The sequence below is a fragment of the Streptomyces sp. NPDC002232 genome, from assembly GCF_042890295.1.
Lineage (GTDB): Bacteria > Actinomycetota > Actinomycetes > Streptomycetales > Streptomycetaceae > Streptomyces.
Window position 1 is genome coordinate 584,025 of sequence record NZ_JBIARV010000006.1, and the last position, 17,505, is coordinate 601,529.

The 17,505-nt window shown below is 72.3% G+C and carries 16 protein-coding genes; 4 read left to right on the forward strand and 12 right to left on the reverse strand.

Annotated features, from left to right (window positions below):
- Positions 1 to 8: 8 nt before the first annotated feature.
- Complete coding sequence (locus ACFYXU_RS30840) at positions 9 to 728, forward strand: ABC transporter permease (protein ID WP_389407864.1); 720 nt, start codon at positions 9 to 11, stop codon at positions 726 to 728.
- A 99-nt stretch (positions 729 to 827) separates the two neighbouring features.
- Here ACFYXU_RS30840 and ACFYXU_RS30845 read toward each other — a convergent pair whose 3' ends face one another.
- The gene (locus tag ACFYXU_RS30845; RefSeq protein WP_389460977.1) at positions 828 to 2,090 is read right to left on the reverse strand and encodes a CynX/NimT family MFS transporter; all 1,263 of its coding nucleotides are present in this window, start codon (positions 2,088 to 2,090) and stop codon (positions 828 to 830) included.
- Positions 2,087 to 2,770, reverse strand: coding sequence for a FadR/GntR family transcriptional regulator (locus ACFYXU_RS30850; RefSeq protein WP_389460979.1), 684 nt, complete (start codon positions 2,768 to 2,770; stop codon positions 2,087 to 2,089). The genes ACFYXU_RS30845 and ACFYXU_RS30850 overlap by 4 nt, the downstream gene beginning before the upstream one ends.
- A gap of 124 nt (positions 2,771 to 2,894) precedes the next feature.
- Between ACFYXU_RS30850 and lpdA the strand changes: the two genes are divergently transcribed.
- Together lpdA and ACFYXU_RS30860 are read left to right on the forward strand one after the other, a co-directional pair.
- Entirely contained in the window at positions 2,895 to 4,298 is a 1,404-nt protein-coding gene (gene lpdA, locus ACFYXU_RS30855) for a dihydrolipoyl dehydrogenase (RefSeq protein WP_329856126.1), read from the forward strand.
- 35 nt (positions 4,299 to 4,333) lie between these two features.
- Positions 4,334 to 5,023, forward strand: a complete 690-nt coding sequence (locus ACFYXU_RS30860; RefSeq protein WP_389460981.1) for a rhomboid-like protein — start codon at positions 4,334 to 4,336, stop codon at positions 5,021 to 5,023.
- Positions 5,024 to 5,156: 133 nt separating this feature from the next.
- On the opposite strand, the gene ACFYXU_RS30865 is transcribed toward ACFYXU_RS30860, so the two are convergent.
- The 9 genes from ACFYXU_RS30865 to ACFYXU_RS30905 all read right to left on the reverse strand — a co-directional run bounded on the left by ACFYXU_RS30865 (position 5,157) and on the right by ACFYXU_RS30905 (position 15,061).
- The gene (locus ACFYXU_RS30865; RefSeq protein ID WP_361397268.1) at positions 5,157 to 5,963 is read right to left on the reverse strand and encodes an HAD family hydrolase; all 807 of its coding nucleotides are present in this window, start codon (positions 5,961 to 5,963) and stop codon (positions 5,157 to 5,159) included.
- Entirely contained in the window at positions 5,960 to 7,249 is a 1,290-nt protein-coding gene (serS, locus tag ACFYXU_RS30870; RefSeq protein WP_376507562.1) for a serine--tRNA ligase, read from the reverse strand. The genes ACFYXU_RS30865 and serS overlap by 4 nt, the downstream gene beginning before the upstream one ends.
- 497 nt (positions 7,250 to 7,746) lie before the next feature.
- Entirely contained in the window at positions 7,747 to 8,682 is a 936-nt protein-coding gene (pheA, locus tag ACFYXU_RS30875; protein WP_361397265.1) for a prephenate dehydratase, read from the reverse strand.
- Positions 8,683 to 8,856: 174 nt separating this feature from the next.
- On the reverse strand, positions 8,857 to 10,119 hold the full coding sequence (gene efeB / locus ACFYXU_RS30880; protein ID WP_389460984.1) for an iron uptake transporter deferrochelatase/peroxidase subunit: 1,263 nt from the start codon (positions 10,117 to 10,119) through the stop codon (positions 8,857 to 8,859).
- Between the two features lie 5 nt (positions 10,120 to 10,124).
- Complete coding sequence (locus ACFYXU_RS30885) at positions 10,125 to 12,152, reverse strand: copper resistance protein CopC (protein WP_389460986.1); 2,028 nt, start codon at positions 12,150 to 12,152, stop codon at positions 10,125 to 10,127.
- A 24-nt stretch (positions 12,153 to 12,176) separates the two neighbouring features.
- Positions 12,177 to 12,647, reverse strand: coding sequence for a copper chaperone PCu(A)C (locus tag ACFYXU_RS30890; RefSeq protein ID WP_376507565.1), 471 nt, complete (start codon positions 12,645 to 12,647; stop codon positions 12,177 to 12,179).
- A complete protein-coding gene (locus ACFYXU_RS30895; RefSeq protein WP_329856138.1) occupies positions 12,644 to 13,363 on the reverse strand; it encodes an SCO family protein in 720 nt (239 codons plus the stop codon). The genes ACFYXU_RS30890 and ACFYXU_RS30895 overlap by 4 nt, the downstream gene beginning before the upstream one ends.
- 36 nt (positions 13,364 to 13,399) lie before the next feature.
- Entirely contained in the window at positions 13,400 to 14,158 is a 759-nt protein-coding gene (locus tag ACFYXU_RS30900) for a YcnI family protein (protein ID WP_329856140.1), read from the reverse strand.
- A 126-nt stretch (positions 14,159 to 14,284) separates the two neighbouring features.
- Positions 14,285 to 15,061, reverse strand: a complete 777-nt coding sequence (locus ACFYXU_RS30905; RefSeq protein WP_389460988.1) for a hypothetical protein — start codon at positions 15,059 to 15,061, stop codon at positions 14,285 to 14,287.
- A gap of 350 nt (positions 15,062 to 15,411) precedes the next feature.
- Between ACFYXU_RS30905 and ACFYXU_RS30910 the strand changes: the two genes are divergently transcribed.
- Positions 15,412 to 15,870 carry an ATP-binding protein gene (locus ACFYXU_RS30910; RefSeq protein ID WP_361397250.1) on the forward strand — a complete coding sequence of 153 codons (459 nt, stop codon included), beginning with the start codon at positions 15,412 to 15,414 and terminating at the stop codon, positions 15,868 to 15,870.
- Between the two features lie 145 nt (positions 15,871 to 16,015).
- Here ACFYXU_RS30910 and ACFYXU_RS30915 read toward each other — a convergent pair whose 3' ends face one another.
- A complete protein-coding gene (locus ACFYXU_RS30915; RefSeq protein ID WP_389407870.1) occupies positions 16,016 to 17,479 on the reverse strand; it encodes an aminopeptidase P family protein in 1,464 nt (487 codons plus the stop codon).
- Positions 17,480 to 17,505 lie beyond the last annotated feature (26 nt).

The following is a 17,505-nucleotide window of genomic DNA, read 5'->3' on the forward strand; positions in this document are numbered from 1 at the left end:
CCTGACCGATGTACAACCCCACAGTCGCCCGGCTCACCTACCGGGCCCTCCTCGGCCGCCGCAGGGCGCTGATCCTCTTCCTGCTCCCCGGCATGCTGCTGCTCATCGCGGCGGCCGTCCGGGCCTTCAACGGCGCCGACGACCAGGTCGCGGCCGACGTCCTCGGCGGGTTCGCGCTGGCCACGATGGTGCCGCTGATCGGCGTGATCGCCGGGACCGGCGCCATCGGACCCGAGATCGACGACGGCTCGATCGTCTATCTGCTGTCCAAGCCGGTGAAGCGGCCCACGATCATCTTCACGAAGCTGATCGTGGCCATCGCGGTCACCATGGTGTTCTCCGCCGTCCCGACGCTGATCGCCGGCTTCATCCTCAACGGCAACGGCCAGCAGGTGGCCGTCGCGTACACGGTGGCGGCGCTCGTCGCCTCGATCGCGTACAGCGCCCTGTTCCTGCTGCTCGGCACGGTCAGCCGGCACGCCGTGGTGATCGGCCTGGTCTACGCCCTCGTGTGGGAGGCCCTCTTCGGCTCCCTCATCTCGGGCGCGAAGACCCTGAGCGTCCAGCAGTGGGCGCTGGCCCTCGCGGAGAAGGTCACCGGCGACGGCCTGGTCACCTCCGAGGTCGGTCTCACGACCGCGGTGACGCTCCTCGTCTCGGTCACGGTCGTGGCGACCTGGTTCGCCGGCCAGAAGCTGCGCAGGCTGAAGCTGGCCGGCGAGGAGTAGGAGGCCTGACCCTCCCGGCCGGCGAGGAGTGAGACCGCTTCCCCTGGCCGGCGAGGGTCGAGACCGCCTTCTCCTGGCCGGCCAGGAGAAGGCGGCCGCTCAGACCGTGCGGTTCCGGGCCGCGAGCAGGCCGACGGCGAGGGCCGCCGCGCAGACCCCGAGGACCACGCAGATCGGCACCGTCCAGGAGCCGGTGGCCTGGTGGAGGGCGCCGGCCGCCAGCGGCCCGGCGGCGGCGAGCAGATAGCCGACCGTCTGGGCCATCCCGGACAGCCGGGCCGCGGTCACCGCGTCCCCGGAGCGCAGCACGATCAGGGTCAGGGCGAGGCCGACGGCACCGCCCTGACCGACGCCGAGGACCGCCGACCAGAGCCAGGCGCCCTCCACGGGAGCCACCATCAGTCCGGCGTAGCCGGCCGCGACCAGGGTCGTCACCAGCACGATCAGCGGGCGCTGGCTCCGCATCCGGCCGGCGAGCAGCGGCACCGCGAAGGCGCCGGCGACCTGGATCAGATTGTTGAAGGCGAAGATCACGCCGGCCGTGGAGCGGCTCATCCCGTGGTCGGTGAAGATCGTCGGCATCCAGGCGATCAGCACGTACGACCACAGCGACTGCAGGCCCATGAAGAGGGTGACCTGCCAAGCGAGCGCCGAGCGCCAGACGCTCACCGGGCGGGCGCCGTCGGTCTGGACCGCCGGGCTTCCGTGCCCCGAGCGGCCGCGGGCGATCAGGACCTGCGGGAGCCAGGCGAGCGCCGCGACCGCCGCGAGCAGCGACCAGAAGCCCAGGGAGCCCGCCCAGCCGCCCAGCGCCTTCTCCAGCGGCACCGCCGCCGCGGCCGCGACCGTGGCACCGGCGATCATCGCGCCCGTGTAGACCGAGGTCATCGAGGCCGCCCGGTCCGGGAAGTCGCGCTTGATCAGGCCCGGCATCAACACGTTGAGCAGGGCGATCGCGGTGCCGACCAGGATCCCGCCGCCGTAGAGCGCGTACACGGACGGCAGTACGCGCGCGAGGATCCCGACCCCGAGCAGCAGGAGCGCCGCGAAGAGCACGCGCTCGGCCCCGAACCGGCGGCCGAGCCACGGCGCCACCAGGGCGCCCACGCCGAGGAAGAGCACCGGCACCGAGGTGACGAGGGAGCTCGCCGTCGCGGAGAGCCCGAAGGCGTCGGATATCTCGCCGACCAGCGGGGCCACGCTGGCGAGCGCGGCCCGCATGTTGAGCGAGGCCAGCACGATGCCGACCAGGAGCACCGCCGGGTGGGCGAGCAGCGCGCGCCGGGCGGCCGCCGCCTCGGCCGAGGGGCGGACCCCGGCCTCGGCGTCGACGAGCACCCGGACCTCCTCCCCCGTCCTCATCGGGTCTGCTCCGTCAGCGTCGCGACCGTCTCCATCGGGACCCGCAGCAGCTCGCGGGCCTGCCGCTCGGCCGCCTCCGGGTCGCCGGCCTCGACGGCCGCCACCAGGGCCTCGTGGGCGTCGATGTCGACGGGCGGCATCTCGCGGTCGCCGAGTGCCTCCACGAGGACCTCGTGGACCTGCGCGGAGAAGAAGCGGTAGACCTCGACGAAGGCGGCGTTGTGGGTCGCGCCGACGACCGCCAGGTGGAAGGCGAGGTCCGCGTCCGCGTCCCGGTCGCCCTCCTCGCGCAGCGTGGTCAGGGCGGCCCGCAGCCGGAGCAGGTCGTGGGTGTCGCGCCGGGCGGCCGCGAGGCGGGCGGCCTCGGCCTCCAGGGCGACCCGCAGTTCGAGGACGTCGGCCGCGCCCGCGTGCCGGACCCCGCGCAGCACGGCGGCCGGGTCGGCGGTCGACCTGACGAAGGTGCCGTTGCCCTGGCGGGACTCCAGGAGCCCGGAGTGGACCAGGACGCGGACCGCCTCGCGGACGGTGTTGCGGCCCACGCCGAGCTGCTGGGCGAGCTCGTGCTCGGTCGGGATGCGGTCGCCGACCGCCCATTCCCCCTCGGTGAGCTGCGTGCGCAGCTGCTCCACCACGGAGTCCACCAGCGAGGTCCGCCCCGCCGCCTTGAGTGCCGCCATGCCGCTCCGTACCCCTTCATTCGCCCGGTTGCCCAGTCATCCTACAACTGCCCGGGGAGGGGGTGGCGGACTACTGTGGGGCCGTACGCGGACCGAACACCCTCACCACCCTCGGGAGTCAGTCATGTCAGACCGCTTCGACGTCGTCGTACTCGGAGCTGGCCCCGGCGGCTACGTCGCCGCCATCCGCGCCGCCCAGCTGGGCAAGCGGGTCGCGGTCGTCGAGGAGAAGTACTGGGGCGGTGTCTGCCTGAACGTCGGCTGCATCCCCACCAAGGCGCTGCTGCGCAACGCCGAACTCGCCCACATCTTCAACCACGAGGCGAAGACCTTCGGCATCAAGGTCGACGGCACCGTCTCCTTCGACTACGGCGAGGCCTTCCGCCGCAGCCGCTCGGTCGCGGACGGCCGCGTCAAGGGCGTCCACTTCCTGATGAAGAAGAACGGCATCACCGAGTTCGACGGCCGTGGCACCTTCGTCGACGCGAACACCCTCCAGGTGGCCAAGTCCGACGGCACGTCGGAGACCATCGCCTTCGACCACTGCATCATCGCCACCGGCGCCACCCCGCGCCTGCTCCCGGGCACGTCCCTGAGCGACCGCGTCGTCTCGTACGAGCAGCAGATCCTCGCCGAGGACGCCCCGAAGTCGATCGTCATCGCCGGCGCCGGCGCCATCGGCATCGAGTTCGCGTACGTGCTGAACAACTACGGCACCAAGGTCACCATCGTCGAGTTCCTCGACCGCGTCGCGCCGCTGGAGGACGAGGAGGTGTCGAAGGAGCTGGCGAAGCAGTACCGCAAGCTCGGCATCGACGTCCTCACCTCCACCCGTGTCGAGGCCATCGACGAGTCCGGCCCGCAGGTCCGCGTCACCGTCACCGGCAAGGACGGCGCCCAGAAGGTCCTGGAGGCCGACAAGGTCCTCCAGGCCATCGGCTTCGCCCCGAACGTCACCGGCTACGGCCTGGAGAACACCGGCGTCGCCCTGACCGAGCGCGGCGCGATCGACGTCGACGGCCGCTGCCGCACCTCCGTGCCGCACATCTACGCCATCGGCGACGTCACCGCGAAGTTGATGCTCGCGCACACCGCCGAGGCCATGGGCGTCATCGCGGCCGAGACCATCGGGGACGCCGAGACGATGGAGCTCGACTACCCGATGATCCCGCGCGCCACCTACTGCCAGCCGCAGATCGCCAGCTTCGGCTGGACCGAGGCGCAGGCCCGCGAGAAGGGCTACGACGTCAAGGTCGCCAAGTTCCCCTTCGTCGCGAACGGCAAGGCCCACGGCCTCGGCGACGCCACCGGCTTCGTCAAGATCGTCGCCGACGGCACGCACGGCGAGATCATCGGCGCGCACCTCATCGGCCCCGACGTCACCGAGCTGCTGCCCGAGCTGACGCTGGCCCAGCAGTGGGACCTCACGGTCCACGAGGTCGCCCGGAACGTGCACGCGCACCCGACGCTGGGCGAGGCCGTGAAGGAAGCGATCCACGGTATTGCCGGACACATGATCAATTTCTGAGGTTTCTCCCAGGTTCGGGTGATAGGCACTGAAAGGTGCCGAGCAATACCTCCCCGGGTGGCGAACCGTCCCGACCGATCAGGTCGTGGGTGCGTTCGTCACCCGGTACGCACGTGTGGCTGGCGGTCATCGCGCTCACCAGCCTCGTCATCGCGCTCTCGCCGCACGGCCTGGAGACGTATCTCCTCCACCGCAACAGCAGCAATCTCCACCAGCTCGCGCACCATCCGGTGCGGGCCCTGCTGGGCAGCGCGTTCTGGATCGAGAACCCGGCCGACCTGCTCCTGTACGCGGTCCTGTTCGAGGTCTTCCACGCCCCCGTGGAACGCTGGCTGGGCACCGCGAAATGGCTCTTCACCGTCGCCACCGCCCACATCGCGGCCACGCTCATCAGCCAGCAGGTGGTCCTCGCGGCCATCCAGCTCCACGACGTGCCGCGCAGCATGGCCCACGTCGTCGACATCGGCGTCAGCTACGGCCTCGCCGCCTCGGCCGGGATCCTGACCTACCGGCTGCCCAGGCCGTGGCGCTGGCTCTACCTGGCCGCCGTCCTCGCGTTCTTCCTCGTGCCGCTCGCCACCGACCGCACCTACACGGACCTCGGGCACGCGATCTCCCTGGCGATCGGCCTGGCCTGCTACCCGCTGACCCGGGGGGTCCCGCCCTGCGGAACGCCGCCCTGGGGAAAACCGGTGGTGACCGAACGTCCACCCGGCGCACACTAGGGGTACGGGGGACACGGGGGATCTCCCGGGTACGGCCGCTTCGAGCGCGCGGATCACCGGTCCGCGCGGGCCGTGAACCCGCGAAGGCCCGCTCCCTCCGGGGAGCGGGCCTTCGTACGGGATCCGGCGGGTGTCAGGACGCCAGCAGGCGCTCCAGGACGACCGCGATGCCGTCCTCCTCGTTCGAGGCCGTGACCTCGTCCGCCACCGCCCGCAGCTCCTCGTGCGCGTTGCCCATGGCCACGCCGTGCGCCGCCCAGCCGAACATCGGGATGTCGTTCGGCATGTCGCCGAAGGCGATCGTCTCCGCGGCCTTCACGCCGAGCCGGCGCGCCGCGAGCGACAGGCCGGTCGCCTTGCTCAGGCCGAGCGGCAGGATCTCCACGATGCCGGGGCCCGCCATGACGACGTCCACGAGCCCGCCGACCGTCTCGCGCGCGAGACGGGTCAGCTCGTCGTCGCCCAGCTCGGGATGCTGGATGTACAGCTTGGTCAGCGGCGCCGACCACAGCTCCGCCGGGTCCTCGTACGGCACGTACGGCAGCGGGCCCTCCTGGGCCCGGTAACCGGGGCCCATCAGGACCTCGCCGTCCAGACCGTCACGGCTGGCGGCCACCGCCAGCGGTCCCACCTCCGCCTCGATCTTGGAGAGGGCGAGCCCGGCGAGCTGCCGGTCCAGGGTCAGCGAGGTCAGCAGCCGGTGCTCACCGGCGTGGTAGACCTGCGCACCCTGGCCGCACACCGCGATCCCCTCGTAGCCGAGGTCGTCGAGGATGTGCCGGGTCCAGGGCACCGCCCGGCCGGTGACCACGATGTGCGCGGCGCCCGCCTCCGTCGCGGCGGCCAGCGCGTTCCGTGTGCGGTCCGAGACGGACTCGTCGGCCCGCAGCAGCGTGCCGTCGAGGTCCGTCGCGACCAGGCGGTAGGGGAAGGGGCTCACTTGGCGATCGGCTCCAGGACCTCGCGGCCGCCGAGGTACGGACGGAGGACCTCGGGCACCCGCACCGAACCGTCGGCCAGCTGGTGGTTCTCCAGGATCGCCACGATGGTGCGCGGTACGGCGCACAGCGTGCCGTTCAGGGTGGCCAGCGGCTGCACCGTCTTCTTGCCGTCCTTCTCCTCGCGCATGCGGACGGAGAGGCGGCGGGCCTGGAAGCCGTCGCAGTTCGAGGCGGAGGTCAGCTCGCGGTACTTGCCCTGGGTCGGGATCCACGCCTCGCAGTCGAACTTGCGGGAGGCGGAGGAGCCGAGGTCACCGGTGGCGACGTCGATGACCTGGAACGGCAGCTCCAGCGAGGTCAGCCACTGCTTCTCCCACTCCAGGAGGCGCTGGTGCTCGCTCTCCGCGTCCTCGGGCGCGACGTACGAGAACATCTCGACCTTGTCGAACTGGTGGACGCGGAAGATGCCGCGGGTGTCCTTGCCGTACGTGCCGGCCTCGCGGCGGAAGCAGGGCGAGAAGCCCGCGTACCGCAGCGGCAGCTTGTCGGCGTCGATGATCTCGTCCATGTGGTACGCGGCGAGGGGCACCTCGGACGTGCCGACGAGGTAGTAGTCGTCCTTCTCCAGGTGGTACACGTTCTCCGCGGCCTGGCCGAGGAAGCCGGTGCCCTCCATGGCGCGCGGACGGACCAGCGCCGGGGTCAGCATGGGGATGAAGCCGGCCTCGGTGGCCTGGGCGATCGCCGCGTTGACCAGGGCGAGCTCCAGGAGGGCGCCGACGCCGGTCAGGTAGTAGAAGCGCGAGCCGGAGACCTTGGCGCCCCGCTCGACGTCGATGGCGCCGAGGGCCTCGCCCAGCTCCAGGTGGTCCCTGGGCTCGAAGCCCTCGGCCGCGAAGTCGCGGATGGTGCCGTGCGTCTCCAGGACGACGAAGTCCTCCTCGCCGCCGACCGGGACGTCCGTGTGGACGATGTTCCCGAGCTGGAGCAGCAGCCGCTTGGCCGTCTCGTCGGCCTCGTTCTGCTCGGCCTCGGCGGACTTGACGTCGGTCTTGAGCTGCTCGGCCTTGCGCAGGAGCTCGGCGCGCTCCTCGGGGGAGGCCTTGGGGATCAGCTTGCCGAGCGCCTTCTGCTCGGATCGGAGCTCGTCGAAGCGGACGCCGGACGACCTGCGCCGCTCATCGGCGGAGAGCAGGGCGTCGACGAGCGCGACGTCCTCTCCACGGGCGCGCTGGGAGGCGCGAACACGGTCGGGGTCCTCACGGAGCAGGCGAAGGTCAATCACCCCACCAGGCTACCGGTGCGTGTTCGCCCGCCCCCACCGGATAAGGGGGCGCGTGTTGTTTTGCCCGAATTGAGATCCAGGGAAATGACATGGGTCAGGTCCCGGCAGGGGCCTCGCATTCACTTATCCACAGGCTGTGCGGAAGATCTGTGGATTACGGGGAACGCCCCGTGGATTTCCGCCATCGTGCCTGGGAATTCCGTGATCAAACAGCATTGAGGCACTCATATGGGTGGGAATTGCTCGCTCCAACGAGTGGGTCGCCGGAGGGCTGCTGACGTGGGCGTCAGCGGGGCGCTGTGGATGGCGCACGGAGGGACGGGGGGTGAGTGGGACGATTTGTCGACCTTGTCTCGGTGCGGTGTCGACTTGTCCCCAGGCCTGACGCAAGCCTGTGGATAACCTCTGTGGGTAACTGAAAAGTATGCAGGTAGGACTAGTGGCTCGTACCTGTGGACGAACGCTCCCGGAGTCGGGAGCGTTCGGTCATCCTCGGATCAGGCCCGACCGTCCTGGGCCCTCGCCAGCCAGTCGGAGGCCGCCATGAACTCCCCGTCGGACGTCCCGCGCCGCAGCGGCGACACGTCCTCGGCCGCGACGCCCGCCCGCGGGTACGAGCCGAGGAACCGCACCTTGGGGCAGATCCGCTTGAGCCCCATCAGCGCCTCGCCCACCCGCCGGTCCGAGATATGGCCCTCGGCGTCCACGGCGAAGCAGTAGTTCCCGATCCCCGCCCCCGTGGGCCGGGACTGGATCAGCATCAGGTTCACCCCGCGCACCGCGAATTCCTGGAGCAGTTCGAGGAGGGCACCCGGATGATCGTCACCCAGCCACAGCACCACCGAGGTCTTGTCGGCGCCCGTCGGGGCCGCCGGCCGGGCCGGACGGCCCACGAGCACGAAGCGCGTCTCGGCGTTCTCCGCGTCGTGGATCTCCGTGACCAGCGCCTCCAGGCCGTACGTCGCCGCCGCGAACTCCCCCGCGAAGGCGGCGTCGAACCGGCCCTCCTGGACCAGCCGGGCCCCGTCCGCGTTCGAGGCCGCCGACTCCCACACCGCCTCGGGCAGGTGCGCCCGCAGCCAGTTCCTGACCTGCGGCTGGGCCACCGGATGGCCCGTGACCGTCTTGATCTCCGAGAGCTTGGTCCCGGGCCGGACGAGCAGCGCGAAGGCGATCGGGAGGAGCACCTCGCGGTAGATCATCAGCGGCTCGCCGGAGGCCAGCTCGTCCAGGGTCGCGGTCACTCCGCCCTCGACCGAGTTCTCGATCGGGACGAGCGCCGCGGCGGCCTCACCGTTCCGCACGGCGTCGAGGGCGGCCGGGACCGAGACCATCGGGACGAGCTCCCGCGTCGCGGCCTCGGGCAGCGTGCGCAGCGCCGCCTCAGTGAAGGTGCCTTCGGGGCCGAGATAGGTGTACCGGGTGGCGGACATACCGTCACCCTAATGGTCGGCGCCTCTGCGGGCCGCCGCCCGAGTGCCGCCGCCCGGAGCGTGGGCGTGGGCCGCCGCCCGAGTGCCGCCGTGGGCCGCCGTCCGAGTGCGGGCGTGCTCCGCGCGGACGACGGTCCGTGCCGCCCCGGCGGGGGCCCGCGACGGTCACCGCCGTCAGGCCTCCAGGAGGCGCTGGCCCACGTACTCGCCTTCCGCCGGACCGCCCGGGACGGCGAAGAGCCCGCTGGTCTCGTGCCGGATGAACGCGGACAGCGCGTCACCCCGGTCGAGCTTGCGCTGGACCGGCACGAAGCCCCGGAGCGGGTCCGCCTGCCAGCAGATGAAGAGGAGGCCCGCGTCCGGCGTCCCGTCCGGACCGATCCCGTCGTGGAAGGAGAACGGCCTGCGCAGCATCGCCGCCCCGCCGTTCTGTTCGGGGGCGGAGATCCGGGAGTGGGCGTTGCCCGGGATCACCGTCTTCCCGTCCGGACCGATCTTGTTCAGGTCGAGCTCGGTGGTCTCGGAGCCGCCGGTGAGCGGGGCACCGTCGGACTTCCGGCGTCCGATCACCTTCTCCTGCCGGTCCAGCGGCAGCTTCTCCCAGTCGTCGAGCAGCATCCGGATCCGGCGCACCACCGCGTACGAGCCGCCGGCCATCCACTCCGACGCGCCCCCGGTCCCGGCCGGGACGAAGATCCGCCGGTCGAAGTCGGGGTCGGTGGGCTTCGGGTTGCCCGTGCCGTCGACCTGGCCCATCAGATTGCGGGCGGTCATCGGCTTCGCGGTGGCACCGGCGGAGCGGTTGAAGCCGTTCATCTGCCAGCGCACCCGCGCCGCGTCCCCGGCGTCCTTCTGGACCGCGCGCAGGGCGTGGAACGCGACGAGCGCGTCGTCGGCGCCGATCTGCACCCACAGGTCGCCCTCCGAGCGCCGGGGGTCCAGGGCGTCGGCGGAGAAGGCGGGCAGCGGATCGAGACCGGACGGGCGGCGCGAGGCGAGCCCGGTGCGGTCGAAGAAGGTGCGGCCGAAGCCGAAGGTGACGGTGAGGGAGGACGGGCCCGCGTCGAGTGCGACCCCGGTGTCCTCGGCCGGCGCCTTGCCCGCCATCAGCGCCTTCGCCGTGGCCGACCAGCGGCGCAGCAGGGCCGTGGCCTCCTTGCGGCCCGCGCCCGGCGCGAGGTCGAAGGCGACCAGATGACCGCGGGACTGGAGGGGGGTGGTGATGCCCGCCTGATGTTTCCCGTGAAACATCACCGCGGTCGAGCCGACGGTGGTCAGGGACGGGGAGCCGCCGGCTCCCGCGGTGTCCTCGCCGGACACGGCCGCGGAGATCCCGGCCCCGCCCGCCGCGCCGGCGACGAGGCCGGCCGCGCCCGCCGCGCCGACGGTGCCGAGCAGGCGCCGCCGGGAGAGCTGGAGGTTGTCGCTGTCGGTCACGTGCTTCAGCCGATCTTCACGTTCTTGTCGATGGTGGTCTGGTCGATGTCGGAGGTACGGACGGTCACCTGGATCTTCCAGTCGCCCGGCATCGGGATCTGGACTCCGCTCGCGCTCCAGTGGCCGGTCTGGATGCGGTCGGGGGCGACGGGCAGCGGGCCCACGTCCTTCGCCTCCAGGGTGAGGGCGACCTTGATCTCGGGGACGTCCAGCGGCTTGCCGTTGGGACGCTCGACGAAGATGTGGAGCGCGTTGGCGCCGGTGCGGCCGGGGTCGAGGCTGAGACGGACGACGCCCTTGCCGTCGACGCCGCCGGTGTCGAAGGGCAGCCGGATGTCGACGGGACGGTCCGGCACGGCGGCCGGGCCGGAGGCGGAGGTGGAGCGCCCCGCCTCCTCCTCGGTGCGGCCGGGCTCGGTCGAGGTGAGCACGGTGGTCACGGCGAGGAGGACGACCGCGACGGCGGCCTCGGTCAGCACCGAGCGGCGCAGCCCCGCGCGCTCGGGGTCGGCGTCCCGCTCCCGCTTGCGCGTGGCGGTGGCGACGGCGGCCCGTTGCCGGGCGAGCTGCGCGGCCCGCGCGGGGTCGACGGCCTCGGCGGCACCGCCGGTGCCGGAGCTGGGCTCGGAGCCGGTCCCGGAGATCGCGGACACGGATGCGGCGATCTCGGCCCCGGACGCGGTGGACGCTTCGTCGGTCGTCCCGTCGACCGCGCCTTCGGAGCCCTCGCCCGCCGTCCCGTCGACGCCTCCCTCGGACGCCTCGTCCGGCGTCCCCGTCTCACGCGACGCGGGGTCCGCGAGACGCCGGGTCCAGCGGCGGGAGATCCAGGCGATGCCGAGGAGGACCGCCATGAGGCCGATCTTGACCAGGAGCAGCTGGCCGTACCGCGTCCCGGTCAGCGCGGACCAGGAGCCGACCTGGCGCCAGGACTGGTAGAGCCCGGTGGCCGCGAGGACGGCCACGGACCCGAAGGCCACCTTGGAGAAGCGCTCGACGGCGGAGCGTTCGACGGACGGCGCCCGGTAGAGGGCGACGAGCAGCACGGTGAGGCCGCCGAGCCAGGCGGCGACGGCGAGGAGGTGCAGGATGTCGACGGGCATGGCGACACCGGGCTGGAGACCGGTCGAGGCGTGCTCGGCCAGGGCCCAGGTGCCGGCGATCCCGGCGGCGACGACGGTGCCGCCGAGGGCGAGTCCGAAGGCGAGGTCCTTCTTCTCCTTCGGGTCGGTGCGGCGGGCGTAGGCGCCGAAGAGGACGGCCACGAAGAGCGCGGCCGCGCCGAGCAGCAGCAGCCGGGAGGTGAGCGCGGCGCCGGTCTTCGTCTCCAGGACGGCCTTGAGGCCCGCCAGGTCGAAGGCGTCGGCGAGCTTTCCGGAGCCGGTGTAGGGAGCGCGCAGGAGCAGCAGCGCCAGGGTGGCGCCGGTGAGGGCCAGCCAGCCGCGGACGACCGTCTGCTGGACGGCGCGGACGCTCGCGCCGCGCGGCCAGCAGGCGAGGACGAAGGCGCCGCCGCCGACGAGGACGGCGAACCCGGCGTACGAGAGGTAGCGGGCGACGCCGTAGAGGGTGCCGACGAGGCCGCCGCCGGGTGCCTGGTCGGGCAGGGCGACGGACGTGGTGGAGGGGGCTCCGATGGAGAAGGTGAACGCGCCGGCGACGGGGTGGCTGTCGGACGAGACGGCCTGCCAGGCCACGGTGTACGTGCCGTCGGGCAGTCCGGCGCGGAGTTCCACGCCGTACCGGACGACGGAGCCGCTGCACAGGTCGCGTATCTCGCCGGTGTCGGCCCGGCGGCCCGCCGGGTCGAGGACCCGGATGGCGTCGGCGCTCATGGCGACCTGTTCCGAGAAGGTCAGGTTGACCTCCTTGGGGGCGGTGGCGACCACCGCCCCGTCCTTCGGGTCGCTGCCGGTGAGCGCCGCGTGCGCGGAGGCGGGGGCGGCGCCGGCGAGCAGCGTGCCGAGGAGCGCGGCCGCGAGGATGAGCAGCCGGGCCAGGGCGTTGCCGAGGCGCGGGGCGGTGGTTGTCATCTGTGTGTCACTCCGTCAACGAGCTCAGTGCTGCTGCGGGTTGTGGCCGGGTGCTTCGACGGGCACGTCGACCTTGATGGGGTCGGACTTCTCGAAGTGCAGCTCGATGCTGACCTTCTCGCCCTGCTTGGGCTTGTTCTTCAGCTCCATGAACATGATGTGGTTGCCGCCACGTGCCAGGGAGAGCTCGCCGTTCGCGGGGATGTCGAAGGACTTCACCTGCTGCATCTTCTGGTTCTTCGTCTCGTGCAGGGTGATGTCGTCCGAGAGCGGGCTGGTGACGGAGGTGAGCTTGTCCGCGGCACCGCTGCCGTTCTTGATGGTGAGGAAGCCGCCGGCCATGTCCATCACCGGCTGCGGCATGAAGGCGCCGCTGACCTCCAGCTTCGGCTTGCCGTCGCCCGAGGAGCCGTCGTCGCCCGAGGAGCACCCGGTGAGCGCGAGGGCGGCGGCGAGGGCCACGGCGGCGGACAGGGCGGTGGTGCGGCGGGTCACGGGTTCTCCCCCTTGATGATCTTCGGCAGGTCCTTGGCGTAGTCGTCGATGCTCGTGTCCTCGCCGTACAGGACGTAGCCCTGGTCGGTGGTGGGCGAGAACGCGACCACCTGGGCTCCGTGCATGGAGACGACGTTGCCCTCCTTGTCCTTCGTCGGCGGGTCGATGCCGATGCCGATCTGCCGGGCCCCCGCCTGGATGGCGGAGAAGTCGCCGGTGAGGCCGGTGAAGGACGGGTCGCCCGCGGCGGGCAGCCACTTGGCGAGCTCGGCGGAGGTGTCCCGCTCGGGGTCCGTGGTGACGAAGACGACCTGGAGCTTGTCCTGGTCGGCCTTGGGGAGCTGCTTCCTGGCGATGGCGATGTTGCTCATCGTCATGGGGCACACGTCGGGGCAGTGCGTGTAGCCGAAGTAGATGAGGGTCGGCTTGCCCTTGGTGCGTTCCCGCAGGTCGTACTTCTGGCCCTTGGTGTCGGTGAGGACGAGCGCGGGCTTGGTGAACGGCCGGTCGAGGACGGTCGCCGCCTTGGTGGAGTCGGTGCCGCCCGAGACCTCGGCGACGGCCGAGCCGGAGCCCGACGGCTTGTCGTCGTTGCCGCCGAGGCCGACCGCGGCGGTGATGCCGAGGGCGGCCACGATCGCGACGGCCGCGATGACCAGCGGCGTGCGCCGCCCGGGACGGGCCGGTGCCGTCCCGGGCGTCTTCTGTTCAGACATGGTGCTTCTTCCGGATGTCGGGTGCGGGTGCGGCCGTCAGGCCGAGCGGCGGCGGCCGGCGAGGACGCCGAAGGCGACACCGGCGACACCCACGAGGATGCCGACGACGCCGAGGACCCGGGCCGTGGTGTCGGTGGAGGTGGCGGCCGCGGCCTCCTCGTGGTCGCCCGCCTTGTCGTCGTGACCGGCCTTCTCGTCCGTCGTCGCCGAGGCGGACGGGGCGGCGCCGCCGTGGTGGTCGGCGGAGGCGGCGGAGAGCTTCAGGACGGGGGCCGGGTTCTCCGGCTCCTCAGCGCCGTCCTTCTGCTCCTCGATCCAGCGCACGACCTCCTTGTTGTCGTACGTCTGGATCGCCTTGAGGACCAGCTCGTCGGCGTCCTCGGGCAGCTGGCCGAGGGAGAGCGGGAACTGCTGGAACTGGCCGGGGCCGATCTTCGAGCCGTCGGCGGTCCAGGTGACCTTGGAGACGGCCTCGTTGATCTTCTTGCCGTGCAGCTCCAGCGGCTTGCTGAGCTTGCTCTTGGTGACCTCGGCCTTCCAGCCGGGGATGGGCTGCGGCATGACGGAGGCCAGCGGGTGGTCGAGCGGGAAGTTGACCTCCAGCTTCACGGTGGAGGCGTTGTCGCGCTCGTTCGGGACCTTGATGTTGACGGTCGCGTAGCCGCCCTTGGCCGCCTCGCCCTGCGGCTGCACGCTCACGTGCGCGAACGCGGTGCCGGAGAGCAGCACCACGGAGGACAGGGCGATGCCGCCGGCGAGGGCGGTGCGGACGGCGGAGACACGGGAAACGCTCATGGAAGGAGACACTCCAGCTCGTAAGGGTTCACGGGACGGACGAGTCCGGCGCGCCGCGGACCGGGGGTCCCGGGCGGGCGTGCGGACGTGCGCGGTCCACTCCCGTCGAACGGTGAGCGGTCCGCGTCAGGCTGCGAGGACGCAGTCGGCGGCCGGGGGGCCGCGCCTGATCACCGTGTGCTGGAGTGCCTCGGCCACCGGCGGCGGCGAGGAGTCGGAGGGCGCCCGGAGGAGCCGCCGCGGTCCCGTGCGAGGTGCCGCGGGCAGCCCGGCGAGCAGGGCCCGCACGAGGCGGAGCGCGGCCCGCAGGGAGCGTACGAGGGAGCATTCGGCGAGCTCGGTCGCGCCCTGTTCGGAGAGCTCGACGAGCCGGCCCAGGGCGCGGTCGCCCCGGCGCAGCAGCCAGCCCGTGGCCAGTGCGGCCAGCAGGTGGCCGAGCAGCATGGGCAGTCCGGGCAGCAGCTCACCGGTGGGAACGGCGGCCGCGTGACCCATGTGGTGGGCGTGCGCGGCGGCCGGGTCGACCCCCGCGTCGGTGAGGATCCGGGTGGCGTCGGTGGGGCTGAGGGACGCCGGGCCCGCTCCGCAGACGAGGCGGGCGGCCATCCGGACGAGGGCGTCGTCGGCCTGGCCGCCGAGGGACAGCGGCCGCTGGCCGAGTCCGAAGAGGGCGTGCAGGCCGAGCTGCCCGCCCGCGAGCGCGCCGACGACGAAGCCGAGGGAGCGCTCGCGTCCGGTGAAGAGGACGGTGACCCCGAAGACGCCGAGGAGACCGGCGACGAGCGTCCACAGCGCGATGCCCGCGCAGGCGGCGAGCGCGTGTCCCAACGCGGACAGCACGACGCAGACCGCGGTGAACACCGCGGCCCTCAGCAGCCGTGGAGCGAGCGCGGGGGCAGTCATGGCGGGCCCATCATCGCACCACGCCCCCCACCGCCATGCGGCAGGTCCGGAAGGTCGTTCTTGAGCGTCTTCGCGGCGAGATAGGCGCCCGGACCCTGGGACGGGCGCCTCCGGACCCGCGGCCTGACCCGGGGGCAGGTGCCTCCGGACTGCGCCCTGACCAGGCGGCGGGTGCGCCCCTGCTCGCGGCCTGCCCCGGCGACCCGGCGGCCCGCGCCCCCGGCGCATACACCGGCGCACCCGCCGCCTGCATCCGCCGAACGAGCGCTCTTGACGCCTTCGGGCGCTTACGGGGCCTCCGCTCCGGCAATAGGTAACGGTATGTCGAGCCGCTGCCGGGAGGCTGGAGCATGAGCATCTGGTGGTCACTCCATCTGCGGCGCGAGGCCGCGAGCGTGCCGCTGGCGCGAAGGCTGCTGCTGGGCACGATGGAGACGGCGGGTGTCGATCCCGACGTGTCGTACGAGCTGTCGGTCGCGCTGACCGAGGCGTGTGCCAACGCCGTGGAGCACGGTGGCGCGGGCGGTTCCCACGGGCCGGGCGGGGCGCCCTCGGAGGCGTACCGGGTGACGGCCTATCTGGACGGCGAGACCTGCCGCATCGAGGTGGCCGACTCGGGTCCGGGCTTCCCGGGGTGTGCCGTTCCCGCGGTCCCGTCCGACGAGGCCGAGCACGGCCGGGGGATGCGGCTGATCGAGGAGCTGGCCGATCACGTCCAGTTCGGGAACCGCTCGGGCCTGGGCGGTGCCGTGGTCAGCTTCGACAAGATCCTGAAGTGGCGGGACAGCCCGTCGCTCCTCCTGGCCTGACGCGGCCCCGGGGACGGGCACGGGGAACGGGTACGAGCACGGCCACGGCACGGGCACGGGGAACAGCACGAGCACGGGCACGGCACGGGGAAGGGCCCCCGTCGGTCGGTCGGCGGGGGCCCTTCGGTTCCAACGTACGCGGGGATCAGCCCTTCAGCGCGGCCATCCACGCCTCGACCTCGTCGGCGCGGCGCGGCAGCGCGTCCGAGAGGTTCCGGTTGCCGTCCTCGGTGACGAGGATGTCGTCCTCGATGCGGACGCCGATGCCGCGGTACTCCTCCGGCACGGTCAGGTCGTCGGCCTGGAAGTACAGACCCGGCTCGACCGTGAGGCACATGCCCGGCTCCAGGGTGGTGTCCACGTACTTCTCGGTGCGCGCGGCGGCGCAGTCGTGGACGTCCATGCCGAGCATGTGACCGGTGCCGTGCAGGGTCCAGCGGCGCTGGAGGCCGAGCTCCAGGACGCGCTCGACCGGGCCCTCGACGAGGCCCCACTCGACCAGCTTCTCGGCGAGGACGCGCTGGGCGGCGTCGTGGAAGTCGCGGTAGCCGGCGCCGGGCTTCACCGCGGCGATGCCGGCCTCCTGCGCCTCGTACACGGCGTCGTAGATCTTGCGCTGGATCTCGGTGTACCGGCCGTTGATCGGCAGGGTGCGGGTGATGTCCGCGGTGTAGAGCTCGGTGGTCTCCACGCCGGCGTCGAGCAGCAGCAGGTCGCCGGAGCGGACGTCGCCGTCGTTGCGGACCCAGTGCAGGGTGGTGGCGTGCGGACCGGCGGCGCAGATGGAGCCGTAGCCGATGTCGTTGCCCTCGACGCGGGCGCGCAGGAAGAACGTGCCCTCGATGTAGCGCTCGCTGGTGGCCTCGGCCTTGTCGAGGACCTTCACCACGTCCTCGAAGCCGCGGGCGGTCGAGGCGCAGGCCTTCTCCAGCTCGGCGATCTCGAAGGCGTCCTTGACGAGGCGGGCCTCGGAGAGGTGGACGCGGAGTTCCTCGTCGCGCTCGGCGGTGACCTTGTCGGTCAGCGCGGCCTCGATGCCGGCGTCGTGGCCGCGGACGGCGCGGACGGGGCCGGTGGCCTCCTTGAGGGCGTCGGCGAGCTCGCGCACGTCCTTCGCCGGGATGCCGAGCAGCCGCTCGGCCTCGGTGAGGGAGTGGCGGCGGCCGACCCACAGCTCGCCCTGGCCGTCGAGCCAGAACTCGCCGTTCTCCCGGTCGGAGCGCGGCAGCAGGTAGATCGTGGCCTCGTGGCCGTCGGCGGTCGGCTCCAGGACGAGGACGCCGTCCTGGGTCTGGTCGCCGGTGAGGTACGCGTACTCGGTGGACGCGCGGAAGGCGTACTCGGTGTCGTTCGACCGGGTCTTCAGCTTCCCGGCGGGGATCACCAGGCGCTCGCCCGGGAAGCGGGCGGACAGCGCGGCGCGGCGCGCGGCGGTCTCGCCGGCCTGGGCGATCGGGGCGAGGTCGTGCAGCTCGGTGTCGGCCCAGCCGGACTTCATGTTCTCGGCGAGCTCGTCGGACACGCCCGGGTACAGGCCGTTCTTCCGCTGCTTGATCGCCTGGTCTTCGGTGGTCTCTTCCGGGGTCTCCGGCGTGAGCTCCTCGGCCACGGGTCTGCCTCCTCTTGGTACGACAC